Genomic DNA, 26,917 nt, shown 5'->3' with positions numbered 1-26,917 from the left:
CCGTGCCGGAGGTCACGCATACTGGTCCCGTTATGGAAATCGTCATCCTTGCTGTAGTCATCGCCGTGGTCGTGATCGGCGCGCTCGGCGGGCTGGTCGTCGGCAGTCGCCGCAAGAAGCAGCTGCCTCCGCCTCCTCCCGCCACGCCCGACATCACCGCCCCTCCGGCCGAGCCGCACGTCGGTGAAGAGGCCGAGACGCCGCGCGACGAAACGCGCCGGACGATAGAGGAGGTCGACCTCCCGGACGGCGGCACCGCCACCGTCGAGGAGCCGCCCGTCGTCGAAGAGCTCGAGATCCCGCAGATCGAGGTTCCCGAGCCCACCGCCGGCCGACTGGTCCGGCTCCGCGCCCGCCTCTCCCGCTCGCAGAACGCGCTCGGCAAGGGCCTGCTGACCCTGCTGTCCCGGGAGCACCTCGACGACGACACCTGGGAGGAGATCGAGGACACGCTGCTCACCGCCGACGTCGGCGTGCAGCCCACCCAGGAGCTGGTCGAGCGGCTGCGCGAGCGGGTGAAGGTGCTCGGCACCCGCACCCCCGAAGAGCTGCGCGGACTGCTGCGCGAGGAGCTGGTCAACCTCGTCGGCCCCGACATGGACCGCGAGGTCAAGACCGAGCCCGCCACCGGCAAGCCCGGCATCGTGATGGTCGTCGGGGTCAACGGCACCGGCAAGACGACCACCACCGGCAAGCTCGCCCGCGTCCTGGTCGCCGACGGCCGCAGCGTCGTCCTCGGTGCCGCCGACACCTTCCGTGCCGCCGCCGCCGACCAGCTCCAGACCTGGGGCGAGCGGGTCGGCGCCCACACCGTGCGCGGGCCGGAGGCCGGCGACCCGGCGTCCGTGGCCTTCGACGCGGTCAAGGAGGGCAAGGAACTGGGCTCGGACGTCGTCCTCATCGACACCGCCGGCCGCCTGCACACCAAGACCGGCCTCATGGACGAGCTGGGCAAGGTCAAGCGCGTCGTGGAGAAGCACGCCCCGCTGGACGAGGTGCTGCTCGTCCTCGACGCCACCACCGGCCAGAACGGCCTGATCCAGGCCCGGGTCTTCGCCGAGGTCGTGGACATCACCGGCATCGTGCTGACCAAGCTGGACGGCACGGCCAAGGGCGGCATCGTGGTCGCCGTCCAGCGCGAGCTGGGTGTGCCGGTCAAGCTCATCGGGCTCGGCGAGGGCGCGGACGACCTGGCGCCGTTCGAGCCCGAGGCCTTCGTGGACGCCCTCATCGGCGAGTGACGCCGCGCCGCCTGCGCACCTCCGCGTACGGCACGCATGCGAGAAGCGCCCGCCTTCCGGACGACCGGGAGACGGGCGCTTCGCCGTGTGACGCGGCCGGGGCGGGCGGCCCGAAGACGGGTGCGCCCGGGCGTACCGGCGCCCCGGACGGACGGTTACGCCCGGGAGCGATGGGCCACGTACGCCAGCGTCCCCAGGAGCAGCCGGGCCGCCGGCGGCTTCGTGGCCGAGTCCAGGGCCGGGGGCCGCAGCCACCGCACCGGGCCCCGGCCGCCGCGGTCGGAGGGCGGGGCCGTGATGTACGTACCCGGGCCGAGGCCGCGCAGGTCGAGGGCGGACGGGTCGTCCCAGCCCATGCGGTACAGCAGTCGGGGCAGTTCGGCGGCGGCGCCCGGCGCGACGAAGAAGTGGGCGCGGCCCTGCGGCGTCGCCGCGACCGGGCCCAGCGGCAGGCCCATGCGCTCCAGCCGGGACAGCGCCCGCAGGCCGGCCGGCTCGGCCACCTCGATCACGTCGAAGGTCCGCCCGACCGCCAGCATCACCGCGGCGCCCGGATACCGCCCCCACGCCTCGCTCGCCTCGGCGAGTCTCGCCCCGGCGGGAACCTCGGGCGCGAAGTCCAGGGGATGCGCGCCAGGCGCGGGGCAGTCGGGCAGGCCGCAGGAGCAGGCGCCCGCGGCGGTCCGGGCGCCCGGGACCACGTCCCAGCCCCACAGTCCGGTGAACTCGGCCACGACGGTGCACTCCGAGGCGCGGCCGCGGCGACGCGCGCCGGACCGGATCTCCCGCATACCCCGACTGCTGCCGATACCGATCGTGAAGCCCATGCCCCCTCCAACGGGTCCGACCCAGCGGCGGTTACGCAGCGGACGTGAAACGTGACTCTCTGCTTCCAACTCCCCAGCCCGGCGCCGTTCAGACAGCGTCCGGAAGCACTCCGGGTGGTGTGTCCGCGGGTGCACGCCCCGGTGCGCACCGTTGCACCGACTCCCGGTTGGCCTATGTCAAGTGAATCGCGTCCCGGCCACCATGAGTTCATTCGAAGGGGTGGCGAATGGTGGCGATTCCGCAATCGCCATGGCTGAACGAGTGATCGCGGGACTACTTTGTGTGCATGGAGCCTTGGGGCACATGCACTTGCGGGTATGCCGGAGGCAACCCGGTCCTCCGTTCGAAGGGTGTCAACCACCGGACGGTGGGCCGCAACCACCGGCATTCTGATAGGGCTTGGCGCACTCGGCGACAGGTGGTCTCAGGGATGGGGGCGTTCCAGTGAGTGGCAACGGCGGAAGCGGTACGAGCGCGGGGAGCGCGTCGCACGCTGACAAGCGCCCGAACGAGCTGCTCACCTCCTGGTTCGCCCGCAGCGGCTGGTCCAAGGGCGAGCTGGCCCGCCAGGTCAACCGCCGCGCCCGCCAGCTGGGGGCCAACCACATCTCCACCGACACCTCACGCGTGCGCCGCTGGCTCGACGGGGAGAACCCGCGCGAGCCGATCCCGCGGATCCTGTCCGAGCTGTTCTCCGAGCGTTTCGGCGTCGTCGTCTCCGTCGAGGACCTGGGCCTGCGTTCCACCCGCCCCACGCCCTCCGCGACCGGCGTCGACCTCCCCTGGACGGGCCCGCAGACCGTGGCCCTGCTCAGCGAGTTCTCGCGCAGCGACCTCATGCTGGCGCGGCGCGGCTTCCTCGGGAGCTCGCTGGCCCTCTCCGCGGGCCCGTCCCTCATCGAACCCATGCAGCGCTGGCTCGTGCCCACGCCCTCCGCGGGCCCGTCGGCCGACCGCGAGTCCGCCGCCCCCTCCTCCCGTGCGCGCGGCCGGCTCTCCCGGCCGGAGCTGGAGCTGCTGGAGTCCACGGCCGTCATGTTCCGCCGCTGGGACGCCCAGTGCGGCGGCGGTCTGCGCCGCAAGGCCGTGGTGGGCCAGTTGCACGAGGTCACCGACCTGCTCCAGGAACCCCAGACGGAGACCACCCGCGCCAAGCTCTTCAAGGTCGCCGCCGAACTGGCCGAGCTGGCCGGCTGGATGTCGTACGACGTGGGGCTCCAGCCCACCGCCCAGAAGTACTTCGTGCTCGCCCTGCACGCCGCCAAGGAGGCGGGGGACCGGCCGCTGGGCTCGTACATCCTCTCCAGCATGAGCCGCCAGATGATCCACCTCGGGCGCCCCGACGACGCCCTGGAGCTGATCCACCTCGCGCAGTACGGCAGCCGCGACTGCGCCGGCCCCCGCACCCAGTCGATGCTGTACGCGATGGAGGCACGCGCCTACGCCAACATGGGCCAGCCCGGCCGCACCAAGCGCGCGGTGCGCATGGCGGAGGACATCTTCGCCGAGGCCGACGAGTGGGACGAGCCGGACCCCGACTGGATCCGCTTCTTCTCCGAGGCCGAGCTGTACGGCGAGAACAGTCACTCCTTCCGCGACCTCGCCTACGTGGCGGGCCGCAGCCCCGCCTACGCCTCCCTCGCCGATCCCCTGATGCGCCGGGCCGTGGAGCTGTTCGCCAAGGACGAGGAGCACCAGCGTTCCTACGCGCTCAACCTGATCGGCATGGCCACCGTGCACCTGCTGCGCCGCGAACCCGAGGAGAGCACCGTCCTGGCCAAGGAGGCCATGGGCATCGCCAAGAAGGTCCGCTCCGAACGCGTCAACACCCGCATCCGCAAGACCGTCGACACGGCCGTACGCGATTTCGGCGACCTCGGTGAGGTCGTCGACCTCACCGAACGGCTCGCCGCCGAGTTGCCGGAGACCGCCGAAGCGGTCTGAACCCCCACCAGCCCCGGCCGCGGCCGGCCCTCCCGAACTGCCCGACTCGGCTCCCCCATGCCAGGTCATTCGGAGGCCCGCCGCGGCCGGTCCGCGTCCCGGTGCGGACCGTCCCGGCACGACGCGACCCCACCCGTCCGCACCCGGCCGTTCACCTACGCGTAACACGCACCGCGCCTTCGTCACGGCGGCGAAACAGCGAGGGGCCCCCACCGAAACCGCGCTGCGCCAATCTCATGGCGCATAACCGGCCCACCCCTCACTGCCCGCCCAGGCTTCGCCCGCACGGGGCCGTACCAACGACGAGGAGACGCCGATGGCTCCAGCCATCACGCTCGCGGCAGAGACCGAGCTCTCCGCCGCCAACACGGGCTTCATGCTCATCTGCTCCGCCCTGGTGATGCTCATGACGCCGGCCCTGGCCTTCTTCTACGGAGGCATGGTCCGGGTCAAAAGCACCCTGAACATGCTGATGATGAGCTTCATCAGCCTCGGCATCGTCACCGTCCTGTGGGTGCTCTACGGCTTCTCCATGGCGTTCGGCACCGACTCCGGCAGCCTCGTCGGCTGGAACTCCGACTGGGTGGGCCTGAGCGACATCGGCCTGACCGAGCTGTGGGACGGCTACACCATCCCCGTCTTCGTGTTCCTGGTCTTCCAGCTGATGTTCGCCGTCCTCACCCCGGCCCTGATCAGCGGCGCCCTCGCGGACCGTGTGAAGTTCACGGCCTGGGCGCTGTTCATCGCCCTGTGGGTCACGGTCGTCTACTTCCCCGTCGCCCACTGGGTCTGGGGCGCCGGCGGCTGGGCCTTCGAACTGGGCGTGATCGACTTCGCGGGCGGCACGGCCGTGCACATCAACGCCGGTGCCGCCGCACTCGGCGTGATCCTCGTCATCGGCAAGCGGATCGGCTTCAAGAAGGACCCGATGCGCCCGCACAGCCTGCCGCTGGTGATGCTCGGCGCCGGTCTGCTCTGGTTCGGCTGGTTCGGCTTCAACGCCGGCTCGTGGCTCGGCAACGACGACGGCGTCGGCGCGCTGATGTTCGTCAACACCCAGGTCGCCACCGGCGCCGCCGTCCTCGGCTGGCTCGCCTACGAGAAGATCCGGCACGGCGCCTTCACCACCCTGGGCGCGGCCTCCGGCGCCGTCTCCGGCCTGGTCGCCATCACCCCGGCGGGCGGCGCCGTCTCCCCGCTGGGCGCGATCGCCGTCGGGCTGATCGCCGGCGTGGTCTGCGCCATGGCCGTCGGACTGAAGTACAGGTTCGGCTACGACGACTCCCTCGACGTGGTCGGCGTCCACATGGTCGGCGGCATCCTCGGCTCGCTGCTCGTCGGCTTCTTCGCCAGCGGCAAGGGCCAGTCCGACGTCCAGGGCCTCTTCTACGGCGGCGGCCTCGACCAGTTCTGGAAGCAGTGCGCGGGCGTGTTCGGCGTCCTCGCCTACTCTCTGGTGGTCTCCGCGGTCCTCGCCTTCCTGCTGGACAAGACGATCGGCATGCGGGTGCCGGAGGACGTCGAGGTGTCGGGCATCGACCAGGCCGAGCACGCCGAGACCGCATACGACTTCAGCGGCGCCGGCGGCGGCGCCGCCCGGACGACCGCCACGCCGGCCGCCTCCGTGGCCGGGTCGGCCCCGAGCAAGAAGGTGGACGCATGAAGCTCATCACCGCCGTCGTCAAGCCGCACCGGCTCGACGAGATCAAGGAGGCCCTCCAGGCCTTCGGGGTCCACGGCCTGACCGTCACCGAGGCCAGCGGCTACGGCCGCCAGCGCGGGCACACCGAGGTCTACCGGGGTGCCGAGTACACCGTCGACCTCGTGCCCAAGATCCGCATCGAGGTCCTGGCCGAGGACGACGACGCCGAGCAGCTGATCGACGTCGTGGTCAAGGCGGCCCGCACCGGCAAGATCGGCGACGGCAAGGTCTGGGCGGTCCCGGTCGACACGGCCGTACGGGTCAGGACCGGCGAGCGCGGACCCGACGCGCTCTGACACCACCGAAGAACAGGAGTCGCCGGGTGACGCGCACGGACGTGACCGAAGAAACAGAAGGCCCGGAACCCGGCGGCTACGCGGCGGCCCGGCTGCGCCTCCTCACCGAGGGGGAGCGGTCCGGGCCGCCGCGCCGCAGGGCGCTGGCCGAACTGACGGACGACTGGCTGGCGGGCCTCTTCGGCGCGGCCACCGGGGGACACACGGGCGTCTCGCTCGTCGCGGTCGGCGGCTACGGGCGCGGAGAGCTGTCCCCGCGCAGCGACCTGGACCTGCTCCTGCTGCACGACGGCCGCGACGACAAGGCCGTCGCCGCACTCGCCGACCGCCTCTGGTACCCGGTCTGGGACCTGGGCCTCGACCTCGACCACTCCGTGCGCACCCCGCAGCAGGCCCGCAAGACGGCCGGCGAGGACCTGAAGGTGCACCTCGGGCTCCTGGACGCACGCCACCTCGCCGGAGACCTCGGCCTGACCTCCTCCCTGCGCACCGCCGTCCTCGCCGACTGGCGCAACCAGGCCCCCCGACGCCTCCCCGAGCTCCGGGACCTGTGCGCCGAGCGCGCCGAACGCCAGGGCGAGCTGCGGTTCCTCCTGGAACCCGACCTCAAGGAGGCCAGGGGCGGCCTGCGCGACGCCACCGCCCTGCGCGCCGTCGCCGCGTCCTGGCTCGCCGACGCCCCGCGCGAGGGCCTCGCCGACGCCCGGCGCCAGCTGCTCGACGTACGCGACGCCCTCCACCTGGCGACGGGCCGGGCCACCGACCGGCTGGCGCTGCAGGAACAGGACGAGGTGGCGGCCGGGCTCGGCCTGCTGGACGCCGACGCCCTGCTCCGGCAGGTCTACGAGGCGGCCCGCGTCATCTCCTACGCGGGCGACGTCACCTGGCGCGAAGTGGGGCGCGTGCTGCGCGCGCGGTCCGTACGCCCGCGGCTGCGCGCCATGATGAGCGGCAGGAACGGCGGGAAACCGGCCGCCGAACGCTCCCCGCTCGCCGAGGGCGTCGTGGAGCAGGACGGCGAGGTGGTGCTCGCCCGCGCCGCGCGCCCCGAACGCGATTCCGTACTCCCGCTGCGCGCCGCGGCCGCCGCCGCGCAGGCCGGCCTCCCGCTCTCCCTGCACGCCGTACGGCGCCTGGCGGCCACCGCGCGCCCCCTGCCCACGCCCTGGCCCGCCGAGGCGCGTGAGCAACTGGTGACCCTGCTCGGTTCGGGCCGGCCCACGGTGCAGGTCTGGGAGGCGCTGGAGGCCGAGGGCCTGGTCACGCGGCTGCTGCCCGACTGGGAGCGGGTCCGCTGCCGCCCGCAGCGCAACGCCGTGCACCTGTGGACCGTCGACCGGCACCTGATCGAGACGGCCGTCCGCGCCGCCGGGTTCACCCGCCGGGTGCACCGCCCCGACCTGCTCCTGGTCGCCGCGCTGTTGCACGACATCGGCAAGGGCTGGCCCGGCGACCACTCCGTGGCCGGCGAGACCATCGCCCGGGACGTCGCCGCCCGCATCGGCTTCGACCGCGCGGACGCGGCCGTCCTCGCCACCCTCGTACGCCACCACCTCCTGCTCGTGGACACCGCCACCCGGCGCGACCTCGACGACCCGGCCACCGTGCGCGCCGTCGCCGACGCGGTCGGCACCGAGCGCACGCTCGAGCTGCTGCACGCCCTGACCGAGGCGGACGCGCTGGCCACCGGGCCGGCCGCCTGGTCGTCCTGGCGGGGCTCCCTCGTCGCCGACCTGGTGAAACGGGTCGCCGGGGTGCTGGCCGGGGAGCCGGCGGCCGAGGCCGAGGCCGCCGCGCCCACCGCCGAGCACGAGCGGCTCGCGGTCGAAGCCTTCCGCACGGGTGGTCCGGTCCTGGCACTGCGGGCGCAGACCGAACCGCCGGCCGATCCGGCCCGACCGTCCGGTCCGTCCGGTGCGTCGTCCGGGCGCGGCTCGGACGACCCCGGGGCCGACGACCCGGCCGGCACCGTCCCCGAGCCGCTCGGCGTGGAGCTGCTGATCGCCGTACCCGACCAGGCGGGGGTCCTCCCCGCGGTGGCCGGCGTCCTGGCCCTGCACCGCCTGACCGTCCGCACGGCCGAGCTGCGGTCCGTGACGCTGCCGGACGGCGTCGACGGCTCCGTCCTGCTCCTCGACTGGCGGGTCGCCGCCCAGTACGGCTCCCTGCCCCAGGCCGCCCGGCTCCGTGCCGACCTGGTCAGGGCCCTGGACGGCACGCTGGACATCGCCGGACGCCTCGCCGAACGGGACGCCGCCCACCCCCGGCGCCGGGGCGTGGAGCCGCCCCCGCCCCGCGTGACCGTCGCCCCGGCCGCCTCCCGGCTGGCCACGGTGATCGAGGTCCGCGCCCAGGACGCGCCGGGGCTGCTGTTCCGGCTGGGGCGCGCGCTGGAGGCGGCCGGGGTGCGGGTGCGGAGCGCGCATGTGTCCACGCTGGGGGCGAACGCGGTGGACGCGTTCTATGTGACGCGGGGCGAGGGGGTGCCGTTGCCGGGGGAAGAGGCGGCGTCCGTCGCGCGGGAGGTGGAGGAGTCGCTGCGGGGGTGACCGCGAACCGGCGTCCCCGTGCCCGCGGGGCGTCGGTCCCCGTCCGCTTCCTGCGGCGGGCAGGGACGATTTGCTTGCCCGGCCGGATACCCTGGAGGGCGACCCACACCAACGCCGACGCGAGGACCTACGCCGCCGTGTTCGATACTCTCTCCGACCGCCTGTCAGCCACCTTCAAATCCCTCCGGGGCAAAGGCAGGCTGACCGAGGCGGACATCGACGCCACGGCCCGCGAGATCCGCATCGCGCTCCTCGAGGCCGACGTGGCGCTGCCCGTCGTGCGCGCCTTCATCAAGAAGGTCAAGGAGCGCTCCCTGGGCGCCGAGGTCTCCAAGGCGCTCAACCCCGCCCAGCAGGTCCTCAAGATCGTCAACGAGGAACTGGTCGGCATCCTCGGCGGCGAGACCCGCCGTCTGCGCTTCGCCAAGCAGCCGCCGACCGTGATCATGCTGGCGGGTCTGCAGGGTGCCGGCAAGACCACGCTCGCGGGCAAGCTGGGCCGCTGGCTCAAGGAGCAGGGCCACTCTCCGCTCCTGGTCGCCTGTGACCTCCAGCGCCCCAACGCCGTCAACCAGCTCAGCGTCGTCGCCGAGCGCGCCGGCGTCGCGGTCTACGCCCCCGAGCCGGGCAACGGCGTGGGCGACCCGGTCAAGGTCGCCAAGGACTCCATCGAGTTCGCCAAGACCAAGGTCCACGACCTGGTCATCGTCGACACCGCCGGCCGCCTGGGCATCGACCAGGAGCTGATGCAGCAGGCCGCGGACATCCGTGACGCGGTGTCGCCGGACGAGATCCTCTTCGTCGTCGACGCGATGATCGGTCAGGACGCGGTCAACACCGCCGAGGCCTTCCGCGACGGTGTCGGCTTCGACGGCGTCGTGCTCTCCAAGCTCGACGGCGACGCCCGCGGTGGTGCGGCCCTGTCGATCGCCTCGGTGACCGGCAAGCCGATCATGTTCGCCTCGAACGGCGAGAAGCTCGAGGACTTCGACGCCTTCCACCCGGACCGGATGGCCTCCCGCATCCTCGACATGGGTGACCTGCTCACCCTGATCGAGCAGGCGGAGAAGACGTTCAGCCAGGAAGAGGCCGAGAAAATGGCCTCCAAGCTGGCGTCCAAGAAGGGCCAGGACTTCACCCTGGACGACTTCCTGGCCCAGATGGAGCAGGTCAGGAAGATGGGCTCGATCTCCAAGCTCTTGGGGATGCTGCCCGGCATGGGCCAGATGAAGGACCAGATCAACAACCTCGACGAGCGCGACGTCGACCGCACGGCCGCCATCATCAAGTCGATGACCCCGGCCGAGCGCCAGGAGCCGACGATCATCAACGGCTCGCGCCGCGCCCGTATCGCCAAGGGTTCCGGCGTCGAGGTCAGCGCGGTGAAGAACCTGGTCGAGCGCTTCTTCGAGGCACGCAAGATGATGTCCCGCATGGCCCAGGGCGGCGGTATGCCCGGGATGCCGGGAATGCCCGGCATGGGCGGCGGGCCCGGCCGGCAGAAGAAGCAGCAGAAGAAGGCCAAGGGCAAGCAGCGCTCCGGAAACCCGATGAAGCGCAAGCAGCAGGAGCAGGAGGAGGCCGCCCGCCGGGCCGCCGCCGCGCAGGGCGGGGGCGCCCTCGGACTGCCGCAGCAGGGCGGTCAGGACTTCGAGCTGCCCGACGAGTTCAAGAAGTTCATGGGCTGACGCCCGTTCCTGTGTGAGAACGGGGGCAGCCTCCTCGGCCGAGGAGGCTGCCCCCGTCAGCTCACTTCTGCGGGAACTTCCAGACGTACGGCTCGCCGTCCTCCTCGGACCAGTGGACCTCGACGCTGGTGGCGCCCGCGGGGATCACGTAGGTCTCGCAGAAGACGTGGCTCTCGCCCTGTTTCCAGCTCTCGACGTCGTACGGGTCCTCACAGCCCGGCGCGTCCTCGGAGGCGCCGATGAGGACGCCCCCGCGCTGCCCGTCGGCGAAGACCGTGGCGCCGTCGTGCACGTCGGAGCCCTCGGTCAGCGCGGGGCCGCTCTTGTGCGTGTACTTGATGTGCGCGGTGGCCAGCACCTTGCCCTTGGCGTCCGCGGCGTCCGCCACCGCCTTCGCGGCCTCCTCCTCGGTGCCGACGTCGACCTTCTGGGCCAGGACCTCGTACGTGACCTCGCCGGGGTCCTCCGCGACCTTCCCCGTCGCGCTCTCGCCCGTCGCCATGTCGCCGCCCGAGGCGGGCTGGGAGGGCGACGGCGAGGCCTCGGTGGTCGCCGGGCTCTTCGCGTCGGCGTCGGTGTCGTCGCCGCCCCCGCAGGCGGTGAGGGCCAGGGCGAGGACGGTGACCGGCGCGGCGAGGCGCAGTGCGGTCTTGCGGTGCGGCACTACAGGCTCCTGTATGCAGATGTGTCTGTTCCCCCGAACGGTGGATCAGCGTAGAGGCCCAAGATCCACCGGGGGAAACCGCCGAAGCTCCGGTCCGACTTCTTCACACCATTCACACCCGCACCGGAAGAAGTGCGTCACGCGCCGATCGCGTACCGCGGACATGCGATCGGAAGCGGCTGTCAAGGCACCCGGGCGATCAGGTAGCGGAACACGTTCGGCATCCACACGGTCCCGTCCGGCCGCTGGTGGGGGTGGAGGGCCTCCCTCAGCTCCTTGTCGACCTGTTCCGGGTCGGTCGCCTCGGCCGCCGCGTCGAACAGCCCGGTCGACAGCAGTCCCCGCACCGCGCTGGCGGTGTCGGCGTAGCCGAACGGGCAGGCGACCCGTCCCGAGCCGTCCGGCCGGAGCCCGGCCCGCTGGGCGACCTCCTCCAGGTCGTCACGCAGGGCGGGGCGCCAACCGCCGGTACCGCGCATCGGGTCGGCGAGCTTGGCGGCCACCCGCAGCACCGACGTCGTGGCGCACCGCTCGGGCGGCCCCCAGCCGGCCAGCACCACGGCCGCCCCCCGCGCGGCGAGCGGCGTCGCCCGGGCGAGCAGTGTGCCGAGCCCCTCCGCGTCGCCCGCGAGGCACCCGGTGGGCTCGAAGGCGGTGACCAGGGTGAACGCCGGTGCCGTCGGGTCCGCCGCGTCCTCGGGCGAGCCCTCGACGATGCGCGGTGCGCCGGCACGCGCGCCTGTGCCGTCCGTTCCGGGGGACCGCGGCCCCTCGTACGTCCCCGGTTCCTCGGGCGTCCCGGTCGTCAGGCGCCGACGGGCCAGGGCCAGGAGTTCCGGGGAGCGGGAGTCGACCCCGGTCACCGCCGCGCCGCGCGCGGCGGCCATCAGCAGCGCGAGACCGGAACCGCAGCCGAGGCCGAGCATGCGCGTGTCGCCGCCCACGTCCAGTCGCTCGTAGACGGCCTCGTAGAGCGGTACGAGCATCCGCTCCTGTATCTCGGACCAGTCACGCGCGCGTGCACGCAGGTCCACGTGAGGTGTCGCCCCCGCGTGTGATGAGTGCTGCCGCACGAGCGTAGGTGTCATAGGAAAGCGCCCCAATCGCCGAGTGTTGCCGCCGTGCCCGATTCCATGGCCCCCGTGCAGTGCGCTCGCACTCCCCCCGTATGCCAGGTAACTCCGGGCTCGCCGTGGCGTCCAGTGGTAGCGGGGCCCGGTTTGCCCGATCCCCGGCACCCTGGCGAGATTTCACTTCCCGGCAACGTGGGCCTGGCCGCGTCGTACCCGGGGTGGCCCCGTCGGGTGCCCTTGGCCGGATGGCCGGATCGAGTCGCCGGGTGATGACCGTGGGTGGCCACGGGGCCGAGGGAGCGGTTCCGGCCAGGGCCGGCCGGTCCGGCGGCCACCGCGCGGTGCCCGGACGCACCGGGAGGCGGGGCGGTGCCGCACGCCGGCGGGGCACCCGGTAACGTCGCTTCCGGCGACTCGCCCCCTCGGACGGCGCTCCTCCGGCGTGACAGCGGCCGAAACGCCCCTTGCGCCCGCGTGGGTCGCACACACTCCGGCGCGTGGACGGCGGCTACGCGCCGGCGCGTACGTCGGACTACGCACCAGCTTGGTACGAGCTGTGAGACTTCTCCGCAGATCAGCGCACCCGCCCTCGTCGCGACGCATCAGCGGCAACTGACTGGTACGTGCAAATTATTTGGGATGCCCCGGAATAGGAACACAGCGGCACCCCGGCTCGTTGTCATTACGTGAGCACGACACCACCTGTTCTCGCCGCAGAGCTGGCGCAGGCGTGGGCCGACATTCAGCGGCACCACACCGAGCTGCCCGATCTTGCCGCGCCCGAGTCCCTGATCGGAGAGTCGTCGTCCGCCTGCGGGCACGAGCTCTCCTTCGAGCGACTGCTTCACGAGGCAGTCCACGGCATCGCCGCCGCGCGCGGAGTACGCGACACCTCCCGCGCGGGGCGCTATCACAACCGTCGATTCCTCGCGATCGCCGAGGAGATGGGCCTGGACCACCCCGAGGAGCCGCATCCCAGCAGCGGTTTCTCGCTGGTCACGCTCACCCCCGAGGCGAAGCGCCGCTACCGCCCGACGATCGAACGCCTCCAGCGCGCGCTGAAGGCCCACACCGCCGCCACCGCGACCGACACGGCCCGCAGCTTCCGCGGTCCGGCCGCCCGCCACGGCTCCTCCGGGGGAGGGGTGCGCGTGAAGGCGGTCTGCGACTGCGGGCGCAACGTCCGCGTCGTCCCGTCGGTGCTGGCCCAGGCCCCGATCATGTGCGGCGGCTGCGGCAAGCCGTTCCGCATTCCGGAGGTGGTCGGTGCGGGAGTGAGCTGACGGCCCGGCTGCTCGTGGCAGCCGGGCCGGTGCCCGTCGTCGTCCGGAGCAGCGTGGTTTGCCCGCGTGGCGGATCCGGTGCCCTCGGTCCGGTGGGCCTGCCCGCGTGTGGCACAATGGCTAGCTGTACTCGACAGTCGCACAGGACCCCTCTCTCCTCCGGCTGACGCGTCCATCGGGCACTCGGGTACCGCAACCCCACGCGGCTCTCTCGCCGTGCCCACCCACGTCAAAACCAGGAGAACCCACTCCCGTGGCAGTCAAGATCAAGCTGAAGCGTCTGGGCAAGATCCGTTCGCCTCACTACCGCATCGTCGTCGCCGACTCCCGTACCCGCCGTGACGGCCGGGCCATCGAGGAGATCGGCAAGTACCACCCGACGTACAACCCGTCGGTGATGGAGGTCGACGCCGAGCGTGTCGCGTACTGGCTCGGTGTCGGCGCCCAGCCGACCGAGCCCGTGCTCGCCATCCTGAAGAAGACCGGCGACTGGCAGAAGTTCAAGGGCGAGCCCGCCCCGGCTCCGCTGCTCCAGCCGGCCGAGAAGGCGGCCCGCCCGTCCTTCGAGGCGATCGGTGGCGAGGACGAGGGCAAGGGTGAGGCGATCACCCAGAAGAAGAAGGCCGACAAGAAGGACGAGGCCGCCGCCGAGTCCTCCGCGTCCGAGGCCTGAGCATGCTCGAGGAGGCTCTCGAGCACCTCGTGAAGGGCATCGTCGACAACCCCGACGATGTGCAGGTCGCCTCGCGCAACCTGCGCCGCGGACGGGTGCTCGAGGTCCGGGTCCACCCCGACGACCTCGGCAAGGTGATCGGCCGCAACGGCCGCACCGCACGCGCTCTGCGCACCGTCGTGGGCGCCATCGGCGGCCGCGGTGTCCGTGTCGATCTCGTCGACGTGGACCACGTCCGCTGACGCCAATCGCAGCACCGGCTCGGGCCGGGGAGGGCCACTGGGCCGTCCCCGGCCCGCAGTCGTATGAGCCCCTCGTGCGGGCTCGCCGCAGTTCCGACAGGAGATCAAGCACAGTGCAGCTGGTAGTCGCGCGCATCGGCCGCGCCCACGGGATCAAGGGCGAGGTGACCGTCGAGGTCCGCACGGACGAGCCGGAGCTGAGGCTCGGGCCCGGTGCCGTGCTGGCCACCGACCCCGCCTCCGCCGGACCGCTCACCATCGAGACCGGCCGGGTGCACAGCGGCCGCCTCCTGCTGCGTTTCGCCGGCGTCCACGACCGCACCGGCGCCGAGGCGCTGCGCAACACCCTCCTGATCGCCGACGTCGACCCGGGCGAGCGGCCCGAGGACGAGGACGAGTACTACGACCACCAGCTGATCGACCTCGACGTGGTGACCGCCGACGGCACCGGGGTCGGCCGCATCACCGAGATCTCCCACCTGCCCACGCAGGATTTGTTCGTCGTGGAGCGCCCCGACGGCAGCGAGGTCTACGTGCCGTTCGTGGCCGAGATCGTCACCGACATCGACCTCGACGAACAGCGCGCGGTCATCGACCCGCCGCCCGGCCTGATCGACGACCGGGCCGAGATCGCCTCCGCGCGGGACGCCGACGCCGAGGATGCCGGGGACGAGGCGTAATGCGGCTCGACGTCGTCACGATCTTCCCCGAGTACCTGGAACCGCTGAACGTCTCCCTCGTCGGCAAGGCACGCGCGCGTGGGCAGCTCGGCGTCCACGTGCACGACCTGCGCGAGTGGACCTACGACCGCCACAACACGGTCGACGACACTCCCTACGGCGGCGGCCCGGGCATGGTCATGAAGACCGAGCCGTGGGGCGACGCCCTGGACTCCGTCCTGGCCGACGGCTACGAGACGGGGTCCGGCGAGCCCGCCCTGATCGTGCCCACGCCCAGCGGACGGCCCTTCACCCAGGAACTCGCCGTCCACCTCTCCGAGCGGCCCTGGCTGATCTTCACTCCCGCCCGCTACGAGGGCATCGACCGCCGCGTCGTCGACGAGTACGCGACCCGGGTGCCCGTGTACGAGGTGTCCATCGGCGACTACGTCCTGGCCGGCGGCGAGGCGGCCGTCCTGGTCGTCACCGAGGCCGTGGCCCGGCTGCTGCCCGGCGTGCTCGGCAACGCCGAGTCCCACCGGGACGACTCCTTCGCCCCCGGCGCCATGGCCAACCTGCTGGAGGGCCCCGTCCACACCAAGCCGCCCCTGTGGCGCGGGCGCGGCATCCCGGACGTGCTGCTCAGCGGCCACCACGGGAAGATCGCCCGCTGGCGCCGCGACGAGGCCCTGCGCCGCACCACGGCCAACCGGCCCGACCTGATCGAACGGTGCGAGCCCGCCGCCTTCGACAAGAAGGACCGCGAGATGCTCTCCATCCTGGGCTGGCAGCCGGATCCGGACGGGGAACCGTACGGCCGATTTTGGCGCAGGACCCCGGGCATGGAAGAATAGGCGGCTGTTGTGCGTCCGTCCGGAGCGCGCCCCTGCCACAGGGGGAGACGACGCCCGTCCCGACCCGCACGACCCTGATTCCGAAACACCTAGTTTCCGTTGATGACCTGTGGCATCAGCGAAGAAAGCAGACGAAATGTCTCACCTGCTCGACTCCGTCGACGCCGCGTCGCTGCGCAGCGACGTCCCGGCCTTCCGCCCCGGCGACACCGTCAACGTCCACGTGCGCGTCATCGAGGGCAACCGCTCCCGTGTGCAGCAGTTCAAGGGCGTCGTCATCCGCCGTCAGGGCGCCGGCGTGCGCGAGACCTTCACGGTCCGCAAGGTCTCCTTCTCCGTCGGCGTCGAGCGCACCTTCCCGGTGCACACCCCGATCGTCGAGAAGATCGAGCTCGTCACCAAGGGTGACGTCCGCCGCGCCAAGCTGTACTACCTGCGCGAGCTGCGCGGCAAGGCCGCGAAGATCAAGGAGAAGCGCGAGAGCTGAGCGCCCCTCCGAGGTCCGTGCCGGGGCCGGATAGCATCTGGCCCCGATGGACACCGAAGCACAGCACACGGAGCGCGACCGCTCCTCCCGCCCCTCCGACTCCGAGCAGCCCTCGGATGCGGAAGGCCCGGAGGATCGGTCGCGTTCCGCGTTCGGGGGACGGATCACCGACTGGGTGCCGGGCGGCCGGATCACCGTGACCCTGCTGGTCCTCCTGCTGTTCCTGTTGCTGCTCAGCACCTTCGTGCTGCAGCCGTTCCAGATCCCGAGCGGATCGATGGAGCGTGGATTGAGGATCGGCGACCGCGTTCTCGTAAACAAGTTGGCGTACCGTTTCGATGGCCGCCCGCAGCGGGGCGACATCGTCGTCTTCGACGGCACCGGACTCTTCGGGCACGGCGACTACATCAAACGCGTTGTCGGTGTGGGCGGGGACCACGTGGTGTGCTGCGACGAGGAGGGGAGGATCCGGGTGAACGGCCAGTCGGTCGACGAGTCTGCCTTCCTGTACCCGGGAGACCGCCCGTCCACGGTGCCCTTCGACGTCGTCGTCCCCGACGGGACCCTCTTCGTGCTCGGCGACCACCGCGCCGACTCCAGCGACTCCCGCGACCACCTGGGCTCCCCGGGCGGCGGGATGGTCCCGCTGGACGCGGTGATCGGCCGCGCCGACTGGATCGCCTGGCCCTTCGGCCACGCCGGCCACCTCGACCGCCCCGACGCCTACGCACGCGTGCCGGACGCGCAGACGGTCACCGGGGACGCTTCTGACGCCGGGGCCGGGGCCGGGGCCGGGGCCGGGGCCGAGGCCGGGGCCGGGGCCGGTGCTGGTGCGGCGCGCGCCAAGGACGCCGATGGGTAGCCGGGGCAAGCCGAGGGGAGCGCCCAGCAGCCCCACGCAGAACCTGCTGCCCACCGGTTCGAGACGCACCGCCGCGCCGGCCGGCGGCCGCTCGCGCGCCGAGCGCCGCAAGCTCCAGCGCAAGGTCAAACGGCGGCGCAGACGCGGTGCCGTCAAGGAGATCCCGCTCCTCATCGGCGTCGCGGTCCTCATTGCGCTGGTGCTCAAGACCTTCCTCGTCCAGGCCTTCGTGATCCCGTCGGGCTCCATGGAGCAGACCATCCGGATCGGCGACCGGGTCCTGGTGGACAAACTCACCCCCTGGTTCGGCTCCGAGCCGCAGCGCGGGGACGTCGTCGTCTTCCGGGACCCCGGCGGCTGGCTCCAGGGCGAGCAGACCACCAAGAAGGACGACCCCGTCGTCGTCAAGCAGGTCAAGGAAGGCCTCGCCTTCATCGGGCTGCTGCCGTCCGACGACGAGAAGGACCTCATCAAGCGGGTCGTCGGCGTGGGCGGGGACCACGTCAAGTGCTGCGACAAACAGGGTCGCGTCACCGTCAACGGCGTTCCCCTGAACGAGGACTACCTGTACCCCGGAGACGTACCGTCCCGGACGCCGTTCGACGTCACCGTCCCCGAGGGGCGGCTGTGGGTGATGGGCGACCACCGCTCCAACTCCGCCGACTCCCGCGTCCACCAGGAGACCGACTTCGGCACGGTGTCCCAGGACGAGGTGGTGGGCCGGGCCATGGTGATCGCCTGGCCGTTCGGCCACTGGACCACCCTGGACGAACCGAAAACGTACGCGGCCGTGTCCGACTCGGCCTCCGGTTCGACCGCCGCTCCCGAGCTGTCGCATAGGGTTGCCCCCTACGATCCGAACGCGATGGTGGAACTCCCGACCCCTGCGGAACTCCCGCTCGTTATGGGAGTGGTGGGCCTGCGCCGTATCCGGGGCAGGCGGCGGCAGACAGTGAGGAGTTGGCGTGGGGGATGTGGCGGTTGGCGCACGGTCCGGACACGACGGCGAGGAGAACCGCGGACGCCCCGAGGAGGCGGCCGGCCCGGCGGCGGTCGGCGCCCCGGACTCCGGGTACGGCTCCGGAACCGAGGACGGCAGGGTGACGAACGGACACAGCGGCCAGAACGGGCGCAACGGCGGGACCGAGGAGGAGGGGGTCGGCGGGACACCGCCCGCGACACCTCCCGCGGCCAAGAAGCAGCGCTCCTTCTGGAAGGAACTGCCGATCCTGATCGGCATCGCGCTGGTGCTCGCCCTGCTGATCAAGACGTTCCTGGTGCAGGCGTTCTCCATCCCGTCCTCCTCGATGGAGAACACCCTGCAGATCGGTGACCGGGTCCTGGTCGACAAGCTGACCCCCTGGTTCGGCTCCGAACCAGAGCGCGGTGAGGTCGTCGTCTTCCACGATCCGGCCGACTGGCTGGCGGGCGAGCCGACGCCCGACCCGAACGCGCTCCAGACCGTCCTCAGCTGGATCGGCCTGATGCCGTCCGCGGACGAGAAGGACCTGATCAAGCGCGTCATCGGCGTCGCCGGCGACACGGTCGAGTGCAACAAGACCGGCCCGCTCAAGGTCAACGGCAAGGCGCTGAACGAGCCGTACGTCTACCCCGGCAACACGCCGTGCTCGGACGACGACCAGGGCGGCCGGTTCAAGGTCACGGTGCCCGAGGGCAAAATCTGGGTCATGGGCGACCACCGGCAGAACTCCCGGGACTCGCGCTACAACCAGTCGGACAAGAACGGCGGCATGGTCCCGGTGGACGAGGTCGTCGGCCGCGCCATCGTGGTCGCCTGGCCGATGGACCGCTGGAGCACCCTGCCGGTCCCGGACACCTTCGGCCAGGACGGCCTGCAGTCCCAGGCCCAGACCCGGTCCTCGGCCGCCGCCGCGCTCTCGGTCGCTCCCCAGGGTCTGGCCCTCGCCGGCGTGGCTCCGTTCGTCTGGTGGCGCCGTCGCCGCACCGCCCCGGTCGAGACCCGCTGAGCCCACCGCAGCCCGCTGAGGTTCGAACAGCCCCCTTCCGGCCGTCTTCCGGTCGCCGGGAGGGGGCTGCCCCGTCGGCGTACCGCCGGGTAAGGTGCGGCTCCATGGGTGGCGAGAGCACGACACGTACGGTCCCGCGCGGCGGCGCGGCGAACAGGCGTCCGGCGGGCGGCCGGACCGGGCAGCGGCTGTCCGGCATCGCCGTGGCGCTGGGTCTGGTGCTGTTCCTCGGCGGGTTCGGCTGGGGTGCGGTGGTCTACCGGCCCTACACCGTGCCGACCAGCTCGATGACGCCGACCATCGACGCCGGTGACCGGGTCCTGGCGCAGCGCATCGACGGCGCCGACGTCCGCCGCGGCGACGTCGTCGTGTTCAACGACGCGACCTGGGCCAACGCGCCCATGGTCAAGCGGGTCGTCGCCGTCGGCGGGGACACCGTCTCCTGCTGCCAGAAGGGCAAACTGAAGGTCAACGGCAAGGTGATCGACGAGCCGTACCTGCCCGCCGGCACGCCGGCCGAGATCAGCGACTTCCAGACGGTGAAGGTCCCGGAGGGCCGCCTGTTCCTCCTCGGTGACGAGCGCGACAACTCCGTGGACTCCACCGCCCACCTCACCGACGCGGCCCGCGGCACCGTGTCGCGCGGCGCCGTGGACGCCCGCGTGGACGCCGTGGCCTGGCCGATGAACGGCATGCTGGAGCGGCCGACCGGATTCCAGGCGCTGGGGGACCTGTCCTCACCGGGCCCGCTGCGGACGGTCGTGGCGCTGGTGATCGCCGGGGCCGTGCTGATCCTGGGCGGTGCGGCCTACGGTCCGCTGGCCAAGCGGGCCGGGGCCTCCCGCGCCCGAAGGGAAGCGGAGCCCGCCCGTGGCCGCTGAGGAGACCCCGGCGGCACAGGACACCTACGAGGGCGGACTGCGCCGGGTCGCCCGGGTCGTGCTGCTCGACCCCGACGACCGCATCCTGCTCCTGCACGGGCACGAACCGGACGACCCCGCCGACGACTGGTGGTTCACGCCCGGCGGGGGTGTGGAGGGCGACGAGACCCGTGCCGAGGCCGCCCGGCGCGAGCTCCGGGAGGAGACCGGCATCACCGACGTCGAACTCGGCCCGGTGCTGTGGCGGCGCAGGTGCTCCTTCCCCTTCGCGGGCCGCCGCTGGGACCAGGACGAGTGGTACTACCTGGCCCGCACCGCCCGGACCGCCACCGAGGCGGTGGGCCCCGGCCTCACCGAACTGGAGCGGCGCAGCGTCGCCGGAGCGCGCTGGTGGACGTGTCAGGAACTGACCCGGGCACGTGAGACGGTGTATCCGACCAGACTCGCCGAGCTGCTGCGCACGCTGCTCGACGAAGGTCCCCCGGCCGGCCCGGTGACCCTGGACACCGAAATCGTCTAGGGGCGCACGGGACTGGCGCACAATGGGGGGACCGCACGGCTGAAGGGGAACATGCCATGAGCGCCGAGGACCTCGAGAAGTACGAGACCGAGATGGAGCTCAAGCTCTACCGGGAGTACCGCGATGTCGTCGGTCTGTTCAAATACGTGATCGAGACCGAGCGGCGTTTCTACCTCACCAACGACTACGAGATGCAGGTCCACTCGGTCCAGGGCGAGGTGTTCTTCGAGGTCTCCATGGCTGATGCCTGGGTGTGGGACATGTACCGGCCGGCCCGGTTCGTCAAGCAGGTGCGGGTGTTGACGTTCAAAGACGTGAACATCGAGGAGCTGAACAAGAGCGACCTGGAGCTTCCGGGCGGGTGACGGAGTTTTCCACAACCGGTGAGTAGTTCACCGTGAGTGACGGGATCCGCTGCTCTGCGTGATGGTTGGCGCCGGAGGTGGTGCCGACATGAACGCACGAGGTGCGATGGGCGAGTACGGCGAGACGCTCGCCGCCCGCCGGCTGACCGGGGCCGGAATGACCGTGCTGGAGCGCAACTGGCGCTGCGGCAGGACCGGCGAGATCGACATCGTGGCCCGGGACGGAGACGTCCTGGTCGTCTGCGAGGTCAAGACGCGCAGGGGCGGCTCCTTCGAGCACCCGATGGCCGCCGTGACCCCGGACAAGGCGGAGCGGCTGCGGCGGCTCGCCGAACGCTGGATCCAGACCCATGGAGGGGCTCCGCCCGGCGGCGTGCGCATCGACCTGGTCGGCGTCCTCCTCCCGCAGCGCGGCGCCCCCGTGGTCGAGCACGCCCGGGGGGTGGCGTGATGGGGTTCGCGCGTACGTGCTCGGTGGCGCTCGTAGGCGTCGAGGGCGTGGTGGTGGAGGTCCAGGCCGACCTGGAACCGGGCGTGGCGGCGTTCACGCTGGTGGGGCTGCCGGACAAGAGCCTGACGGAGAGCCGGGACCGGGTGCGGGCGGCCGTGGTCAACTCGGGCGCGGAGTGGCCCCAGAAGAAGCTGACGGTGGGACTCAGCCCGGCCTCGGTGCCCAAGAGCGGCAGCGGCTTCGACCTCGCCGTCGCCGCGAGTGTCCTGGGCGCCGCGGAGCGGATCGACCCGCGGGTGCTCGCCGACATCGTGATGATCGGAGAGCTGGGTCTGGACGGCCGGGTGCGACCGGTGCGCGGCATCCTGCCGGCGGTGCTGGCCGCGGCGGACGCCGGGTACGAGCAGGTGGTGGTACCCGAGTGCGCCGCCGCCGAGGCGTCCCTGGTGCCGGGGGTGTCGGTGCTCGGCGTGCGCAGCCTGCGCCAGCTGATCGCCGTCCTCGCCGACGAACCCGTGCCGGAGGAGGAGCAGGAGCAGACACAGCAGGGCCGCCCCGACCCGCTCCTGGCCGGTCTGCGCATGCCCGGCACCGGCGCGGCCACCGGAATGCACAGTGTGGGAGCGGCCCAGCACGACCACGGTCACGACCTCGCCGACGTCGTCGGACAGGAGTCGGCGCGCACGGCGGTGGAGGTCGCCGCGGCCGGTCGCCACCACCTGTTCCTGGAAGGCCCGCCCGGTGCCGGCAAGACCATGCTCGCCGAACGGCTGCCCGCCATCCTGCCCCGGCTGTGCCGGGCGGAGTCCCTCGAGGTCACCGCCGTGCACTCGGTGGCGGGGCTGCTGCCGCCGGGCAAGCCCCTGATCGACGTGGCTCCCTACTGCGCTCCCCACCACTCCGCGACGATGCAGGCCCTCGTCGGGGGCGGCCCCGGAGTGGCGCGGCCGGGAGCCGTGTCGCTGGCACACCGGGGCGTCCTGTTCCTGGACGAGACGCCGGAGTTCAGCAGTCACGCGCTGGACGCGCTGCGCCAGCCGTTGGAGGCCGGGCACGTCGTCATCGCGCGCAGCGCGGGCGTGGTGCGTTTCCCGGCGCGGTTCCTGATGGTGCTCGCCGCCAATCCCTGCCCCTGCGGGCGGTTCTCGCGGACCGACGAGTTGTGCGAGTGCCCGCCCTCGGCGATCCGGCGCTACCAGGCCAGGCTCTCGGGGCCGCTGCTCGACCGCGTCGACCTGCGGGTCGAGGTGGACCGGGTCACGCGCGGCCAGCTGGCGGGCACCGGCCCCCGGGGCGACACCACCGCGACGGTCGCCGACCGGGTGCGCGCGGCCCGGGAGCGGGCGGCCGCCCGTCTCGCGGGCACCCCGTGGCGGTCGAACAGCGAGGTGCCCGGCCGGGAGCTGCGCAGCCGCTGGCGCGCCGCGCCCGGTGCGCTGGACGAGGCGGAGCGCAGCCTGGAACGCGGTGTCCTCACCGCCCGCGGACTCGACCGCGTCCTGCGCGTCGCCTGGACCGTCGCGGACCTCGTCGGTCACGACCGCCCCGAACCGAGGGACGTGGCCCTGGCGCTGCAACTGCGCACCGGGGTGCCGCGCGGCGTCCCGATGGCCCTGGGAGCACTGACGTGAGCGGGGACACCGTGCCGCCGCAGGACGGCGCCCTGTTCGACGGCGACGCCGTGGCCGCTGGCGGCGCTCCGCCCGGAGGCGGCTCTGAGGAGAGCGATGAGCCATGGCGCGTCGACCCTCCGGGCGGCGGCGCATCTGACGCCGGCGCCCCGGCCGGGCCGGACTTCGCGGCCGGCAGGCACGGCGCGGCGAGGAAGCACGGGCCGGCCGGAGCGGGCTGGAAGGCCGGAGAAGACGGCGCGGCCGGAGGGGACGGCTCGGCCGGGCCGGACCTCGCGGCCGGGAAGGACGGCGCGGCCGGAGACGGCGGCGCGGCCGGGAGGGGCAGCGCGCCCGGCGAGGCGGACCTGGACCTCGAGCTGCTCGGGCGGGTCTTCCTCGCCCGGGTTCTGGAGCCCGGGGACGAGGCCGGAGGGCGGTGGGTGCGGGAGCGCGGTGTCGTGGAAGTCGTGCGGCACCTGCGCGAGGGCACACGCGCCCTGCCGGGAGTGAGCGAAAAGCGGTGGGCCGGCCTGTGCGCCCGGGCGGGCATGGCCGACCCGCATCGTGACCTGGCCGCCGCCCGGTCCGCGGGGGTGCGGTTCGTGATCCCGGGGACCGCCGAGTGGCCGGGGCAGCTCGACGACCTCGGTGACGCCCGCCCGCTCGGGCTCTGGGTGCGCGGCGGGCCCAGTCTGCGCATGTGGGCGCTCAGGTCGGTCGCCGTCGTCGGCGCCCGCGCCTGCACCGAGTACGGCGCCCACATGGCCGCCACCCTCGCCGCCGGTCTGGCAGAGCGCGGCTGGGTCGTGGTGTCCGGCGGCGCCTACGGCATCGACGGCGCCGCACACCGGGGCGCCCTCGGCGCCGGCGGCGCCACCGCCGCGGTCCTCGCCTGCGGTGTCGACCGTCCCTACCCTCCCGGACACGCGGCGCTGATCACCAGGATCGCCGAGCAGGGTCTGGTCGTCGGAGAGCTGCCACCGGGCGATCATCCGACGCCGAGCAGATTCGTCCTGCGCAACCGGGTCATCGCCGCGCTCACCCGGGGCACCGTGGTGGTCGAGGCCGCCTACCGCAGCGGTTCGCTGGTCACCGCCCGCGCGGCCCGGCGGCTGGGCCGGCACGTGATGGGTGTGCCCGGACCGGCGACCAGCGCGCTCTCCGCCGGGGTGCACGAGTTGCTGCGCGGCGACGCGGTGCTCGTCGGCGACGCCGCCGAGGTGGTCGAACTGGTCGGCGCCATGGGTGAGCTGCCGCCGGAGCGACGCGGGCCGGTCCTGCCCACCGATCTCCTGGAGCCCCGGACCCGCCGCACACTGGCCGGACTCCCCGGGCGGGGAACGGCGACGGCGGCCGAGGTGGCACGCAGCGCCCAGACCACCAAGGACGACGCGACCGCGAGACTGTACGAGCTTCGAGCGCTTGGTTACGTCGAACGACACGGCGACGGCTGGAAGTTGACACGCCAGGCGATGATCTCGATTCGCGGCGGTCGCAGGCCGTGCTGACGCACCGTGTTCGGCCGTCCGGGGGAAGCCCGACGCCCGTGGGGATTCCGGCAGTTGGGGTATTCGAGTGATCACCCAGAGCGATCACCGTCCCCCCGGTAGAGCGTCCAGCGGAACGTATCTGCGTAGGGTCACCACCCGCTCCTTCGCACACCGCGACAGTCCAGTCACGCTACGCTCACGATGCCCCCACGCAGACGGCCGACAGCAGGTGACCACCAGAAAGCAGACCGGCGGCCTCAAGCACACGACATCACGGCAGAACGGCACTAGGCGACGAATGCCCCAGCACACCTCCGGGTCCGACCGGGCGGCGATCCCCCCAGCCGCCCGCGACGGTGGCAGCGTGCGACCGTCCGCCCCCTCGACGCTCGACGAGCTGTGGCGGTCGTACAAGGCGACCGGCGACGAGCGGCTGCGGGAACAGCTGATCCTGCACTACTCGCCCCTCGTGAAGTACGTGGCGGGCCGGGTCAGTGTGGGACTGCCGCCCAACGTCGAGCAGGCCGACTTCGTCTCCTCCGGAGTGTTCGGTCTGATCGACGCCATCGAGAAGTTCGACGTCGACCGCGAGATCAAGTTCGAGACGTACGCGATCACCCGGATCAGGGGCGCGATGATCGACGAACTGCGCGCGCTGGACTGGATCCCGCGGTCGGTGCGGCAGAAGGCGCGCAACGTGGAACGCGCGTACGCGACGCTGGAGGCACGGCTGCGCCGCACCCCCTCGGAGAGCGAGGTCGCCGTGGAGATGGGGATCGCGGTGGAGGACCTCCACGCGGTCTTCAGCCAGTTGTCGCTGGCGAACGTGGTGGCCCTGGAGGAGCTCCTGCACGCGGGCGGCGAGGGCGGTGACCGGTTGAGCCTGATGGACACGCTGGAGGACACCGCCGCCGACAATCCGGTGGAGGTCGCCGAGGACCGGGAGCTGCGGCGGCTCCTGGCCCGCGCGATCAACACGCTGCCGGAGCGGGAGAAGACCGTCGTCACGCTGTACTACTACGAGGGCCTCACCCTCGCCGAGATCGGGAACGTGCTGGGCGTGACCGAGAGCAGGGTCAGCCAGATTCACACCAAGTCGGTGTTGCAACTGCGCGCCAAGCTTGCCGGCTTCGGCCGCTGACCTGGACTTCCGGCACGAGAACCCCCCGGTCGGCCCGCCCGTCGGCGGGCGTCCGGCCGGTAGGTGACTCCCGTCCCCGGTGCCGCGTCCGTAAAGTGGTGACGTGCCAAGGATTCGAGCGGCCTCTGTGGCCGAGCACCGGTCGATGCAGCGTGCCGCCCTGCTGGACGCGGCACGCTCCCTGCTGTCCGACGGCGGGACGGAGGCGCTGACCTTCCCCGCCCTCGCCGAACGTACGGGTCTGGCCCGGTCGTCCGTCTACGAGTACTTCCGGTCGCGGGCGGCCGTCGTCGAGGAACTGTGCGCCGTCGACTTCCCCGTCTGGGCCGCGGAGGTCGAGGCGGCCATGGAGCGTGAGACGGCGCCCGAGGCCAAGGTCGAGGCGTATGTGCGCACCCAGCTCGACCTGGTCGGGGACCGGCGGCACCGGGCCGTCGTGGCCATCTCCGCGAGTGAGCTGGACGCCGGCGCGCGGGAGAAGATCCGGGCCGCGCACGGCGGGCTGATCGCGATGATCGTCGAGGCGCTCGGCGAACTGGGGCACGACCAGCCGCGACTGGCGGCGATGCTCCTCCAGGGCGTCGTGGACGCGGCCGTACGCCGGATCGAGCTGGGCGCGGCCGAGGAGCCGGCGGCCATCACGGAGGCGGCCGTCTCCATGGCGCTGCGGGGCGTACGGGGCTGACCCCCGCCCGGCCGGGCAACGGCACCCCCAGCACCGGCAGCAGCCTCGACGGACCCGCGTCCAGCAGCCACGGCGGGAGCAGGGACAGCGGGTTCAGATAGACATCGCCCCGCAGCAGGCCCCAGTGCAGGCAGCCCGCGCAGTGCGAGCCCGCCGGCCGCACCGAGCCGAGCACCTCCCCGGCCGCCACCACGTCGCCCTCCTCCACCACCGCCGCGACCGGCGCGTACGTCGTCCGCAGGGGCGGATCGCCCGTCCCCGCCAGCTCCACCGACACCACGCCCCGGCCCGCGACCGGCCCCGCGAACGACACCCGCCCCGCGGCCACCGCCCGCACCGGTGTCCCGTCCGCCGCGGCGAGGTCCACGCCGCGGTGGCCCGGTCCGTAGGGGCTCGCCGGGGGCTCCCAGCCCCGCAGGACCGCGGGCCGGACCCCGACCGGCCAGGTGCGGGCCACAGCCGGTACCCCCGGATCGGGCGCCCTCCGTGCGCCCTCCGGTGCCGCGCCTCTCGGTACCGCGGCCGCCCCACGGCCCGACACGGCAGCCGCGACCGCCACCGCCGGCGCCGCCGTCGGAGTCCGACCCGGCGGCCCCGCGGTCAGAACACCCAGGACGCCCAGTACACCCAGTACGGCCAGTACGGCCAGGACGGTCATGACCGACATGACGGCCGGCGCGGCCGGCAGCACCGGCAGCCAGGCCCGTCCACGCACCCATCGCCTCGTTCGCATGCGAG

The 26,917-nt window shown here is 72.6% G+C and carries 26 protein-coding genes and 1 pseudogene; 23 read left to right on the top strand and 4 right to left on the bottom strand.

Annotation, left to right across the window (positions count from 1 at the left end):
- The first annotated feature begins 32 nt into the window (after window positions 1-32).
- Window positions 33-1,241, top strand: coding sequence for a signal recognition particle-docking protein FtsY (gene ftsY / locus NI25_RS11265; protein WP_061442333.1), 1,209 nt, complete (start codon window positions 33-35; stop codon window positions 1,239-1,241).
- A gap of 155 nt (window positions 1,242-1,396) precedes the next feature.
- On the opposite strand, the gene NI25_RS11260 is transcribed toward ftsY, so the two are convergent.
- Window positions 1,397-2,068, bottom strand: a complete 672-nt coding sequence (locus NI25_RS11260; RefSeq protein ID WP_061442332.1) for a bifunctional DNA primase/polymerase — start codon at window positions 2,066-2,068, stop codon at window positions 1,397-1,399.
- 445 nt (window positions 2,069-2,513) lie between these two features.
- Between NI25_RS11260 and NI25_RS11255 the strand changes: the two genes are divergently transcribed.
- The 5 genes from NI25_RS11255 to ffh all read left to right on the top strand — a co-directional run bounded on the left by NI25_RS11255 (window position 2,514) and on the right by ffh (window position 10,248).
- Complete coding sequence (locus tag NI25_RS11255) at window positions 2,514-4,013, top strand: hypothetical protein (RefSeq protein ID WP_061442331.1); 1,500 nt, start codon at window positions 2,514-2,516, stop codon at window positions 4,011-4,013.
- Between the two features lie 316 nt (window positions 4,014-4,329).
- Entirely contained in the window at window positions 4,330-5,676 is a 1,347-nt protein-coding gene (locus tag NI25_RS11250; RefSeq protein ID WP_061442330.1) for an ammonium transporter, read from the top strand.
- Window positions 5,673-6,011, top strand: a complete 339-nt coding sequence (locus tag NI25_RS11245) for a P-II family nitrogen regulator (protein WP_030402312.1) — start codon at window positions 5,673-5,675, stop codon at window positions 6,009-6,011. Before NI25_RS11250 ends, NI25_RS11245 begins: the two co-directional genes overlap by 4 nt.
- Window positions 6,012-6,037: 26 nt before the next feature.
- On the top strand, window positions 6,038-8,560 hold the full coding sequence (locus NI25_RS11240) for a [protein-PII] uridylyltransferase (RefSeq protein WP_061442329.1): 2,523 nt from the start codon (window positions 6,038-6,040) through the stop codon (window positions 8,558-8,560).
- Between the two features lie 137 nt (window positions 8,561-8,697).
- Complete coding sequence (gene ffh, locus NI25_RS11235; RefSeq protein ID WP_061446870.1) at window positions 8,698-10,248, top strand: signal recognition particle protein; 1,551 nt, start codon at window positions 8,698-8,700, stop codon at window positions 10,246-10,248.
- Window positions 10,249-10,309: 61 nt separating this feature from the next.
- On the opposite strand, the gene NI25_RS11230 is transcribed toward ffh, so the two are convergent.
- Together NI25_RS11230 and NI25_RS11225 are read right to left on the bottom strand one after the other, a co-directional pair.
- Window positions 10,310-10,912 (bottom strand): hypothetical protein, encoded by a 603-nt coding sequence (locus tag NI25_RS11230; protein WP_061442328.1) that lies wholly within the window; start codon window positions 10,910-10,912, stop codon window positions 10,310-10,312.
- Window positions 10,913-11,094: 182 nt separating this feature from the next.
- Window positions 11,095-12,000 carry a class I SAM-dependent methyltransferase gene (locus tag NI25_RS11225; protein ID WP_061442327.1) on the bottom strand — a complete coding sequence of 302 codons (906 nt, stop codon included), beginning with the start codon at window positions 11,998-12,000 and terminating at the stop codon, window positions 11,095-11,097.
- Window positions 12,001-12,671: 671 nt separating this feature from the next.
- Here NI25_RS11225 and NI25_RS11220 point away from each other — a divergent pair.
- From NI25_RS11220 to NI25_RS11140, 17 genes and pseudogenes are all read left to right on the top strand, one after another.
- Window positions 12,672-13,268, top strand: a complete 597-nt coding sequence (locus tag NI25_RS11220) for a hypothetical protein (protein ID WP_061442326.1) — start codon at window positions 12,672-12,674, stop codon at window positions 13,266-13,268.
- Between the two features lie 253 nt (window positions 13,269-13,521).
- Window positions 13,522-13,941: a 30S ribosomal protein S16 gene (gene rpsP / locus NI25_RS11215; RefSeq protein ID WP_007444852.1), complete on the top strand. Its 420-nt coding sequence runs from the start codon at window positions 13,522-13,524 to the stop codon at window positions 13,939-13,941.
- Window positions 13,942-13,943: 2 nt separating this feature from the next.
- Window positions 13,944-14,183, top strand: a complete 240-nt coding sequence (locus NI25_RS11210) for an RNA-binding protein (protein WP_003973401.1) — start codon at window positions 13,944-13,946, stop codon at window positions 14,181-14,183.
- A gap of 113 nt (window positions 14,184-14,296) precedes the next feature.
- Window positions 14,297-14,863 carry a ribosome maturation factor RimM gene (rimM, locus tag NI25_RS11205; protein WP_061442325.1) on the top strand — a complete coding sequence of 189 codons (567 nt, stop codon included), beginning with the start codon at window positions 14,297-14,299 and terminating at the stop codon, window positions 14,861-14,863.
- Window positions 14,863-15,696 (top strand): tRNA (guanosine(37)-N1)-methyltransferase TrmD, encoded by an 834-nt coding sequence (gene trmD / locus NI25_RS11200; RefSeq protein ID WP_061442324.1) that lies wholly within the window; start codon window positions 14,863-14,865, stop codon window positions 15,694-15,696. Before rimM ends, trmD begins: the two co-directional genes overlap by 1 nt.
- Window positions 15,697-15,832: 136 nt before the next feature.
- Window positions 15,833-16,183 (top strand): 50S ribosomal protein L19, encoded by a 351-nt coding sequence (gene rplS, locus NI25_RS11195; protein WP_007444857.1) that lies wholly within the window; start codon window positions 15,833-15,835, stop codon window positions 16,181-16,183.
- Between the two features lie 46 nt (window positions 16,184-16,229).
- Window positions 16,230-17,045 (top strand): signal peptidase I, encoded by an 816-nt coding sequence (lepB, locus tag NI25_RS11190; RefSeq protein ID WP_061442323.1) that lies wholly within the window; start codon window positions 16,230-16,232, stop codon window positions 17,043-17,045.
- Window positions 17,038-18,120: pseudogene (gene lepB / locus NI25_RS37525) on the top strand (signal peptidase I); the annotation flags it as partial. The gene lepB (NI25_RS11190) and the pseudogene lepB (NI25_RS37525), both read left to right, overlap by 8 nt.
- Window positions 18,011-19,033 (top strand): signal peptidase I, encoded by a 1,023-nt coding sequence (gene lepB / locus NI25_RS11180; protein WP_061442321.1) that lies wholly within the window; start codon window positions 18,011-18,013, stop codon window positions 19,031-19,033. The pseudogene lepB (NI25_RS37525) and the gene lepB (NI25_RS11180), both read left to right, overlap by 110 nt.
- Window positions 19,034-19,137: 104 nt before the next feature.
- The gene (gene lepB, locus NI25_RS11175; RefSeq protein ID WP_061442320.1) at window positions 19,138-19,914 is read left to right on the top strand and encodes a signal peptidase I; all 777 of its coding nucleotides are present in this window, start codon (window positions 19,138-19,140) and stop codon (window positions 19,912-19,914) included.
- Window positions 19,904-20,434, top strand: coding sequence for an NUDIX hydrolase (locus NI25_RS11170; RefSeq protein ID WP_061442319.1), 531 nt, complete (start codon window positions 19,904-19,906; stop codon window positions 20,432-20,434). Before lepB (NI25_RS11175) ends, NI25_RS11170 begins: the two co-directional genes overlap by 11 nt.
- A gap of 56 nt (window positions 20,435-20,490) precedes the next feature.
- A complete protein-coding gene (locus tag NI25_RS11165; protein ID WP_003965949.1) occupies window positions 20,491-20,799 on the top strand; it encodes a DUF2469 domain-containing protein in 309 nt (102 codons plus the stop codon).
- An 88-nt stretch (window positions 20,800-20,887) separates the two neighbouring features.
- A complete protein-coding gene (locus NI25_RS11160) occupies window positions 20,888-21,250 on the top strand; it encodes a YraN family protein (RefSeq protein WP_061442318.1) in 363 nt (120 codons plus the stop codon).
- Entirely contained in the window at window positions 21,250-22,881 is a 1,632-nt protein-coding gene (locus NI25_RS11155; RefSeq protein WP_061442317.1) for a YifB family Mg chelatase-like AAA ATPase, read from the top strand. The genes NI25_RS11160 and NI25_RS11155 overlap by 1 nt, the downstream gene beginning before the upstream one ends.
- 347 nt (window positions 22,882-23,228) lie before the next feature.
- The gene (gene dprA, locus NI25_RS11150) at window positions 23,229-24,371 is read left to right on the top strand and encodes a DNA-processing protein DprA (protein WP_061446869.1); all 1,143 of its coding nucleotides are present in this window, start codon (window positions 23,229-23,231) and stop codon (window positions 24,369-24,371) included.
- A gap of 280 nt (window positions 24,372-24,651) precedes the next feature.
- Window positions 24,652-25,494 carry an RNA polymerase sigma factor WhiG gene (gene whiG, locus NI25_RS11145; RefSeq protein ID WP_061442316.1) on the top strand — a complete coding sequence of 281 codons (843 nt, stop codon included), beginning with the start codon at window positions 24,652-24,654 and terminating at the stop codon, window positions 25,492-25,494.
- A gap of 127 nt (window positions 25,495-25,621) precedes the next feature.
- On the top strand, window positions 25,622-26,179 hold the full coding sequence (locus NI25_RS11140; protein ID WP_061442315.1) for a TetR/AcrR family transcriptional regulator: 558 nt from the start codon (window positions 25,622-25,624) through the stop codon (window positions 26,177-26,179).
- Here the strand turns inward: NI25_RS11140 and NI25_RS11135 are convergent.
- Window positions 26,133-26,912 (bottom strand): murein hydrolase activator EnvC family protein, encoded by a 780-nt coding sequence (locus tag NI25_RS11135; protein ID WP_420710712.1) that lies wholly within the window; start codon window positions 26,910-26,912, stop codon window positions 26,133-26,135. The two genes, NI25_RS11140 and NI25_RS11135, sit on opposite strands and share 47 nt — an antisense overlap.
- Between the last annotated feature and the right edge of the window lie 5 nt (window positions 26,913-26,917).

Origin of the sequence: Streptomyces sp. CCM_MD2014, assembly GCF_000772045.1 — a bacterium.
Lineage (GTDB): Bacteria > Actinomycetota > Actinomycetes > Streptomycetales > Streptomycetaceae > Streptomyces > Streptomyces salinarius.
The sequence above is the reverse complement of the archived record's forward strand: the minus strand, read 5'-3'. Positions and strand labels throughout refer to the sequence as shown.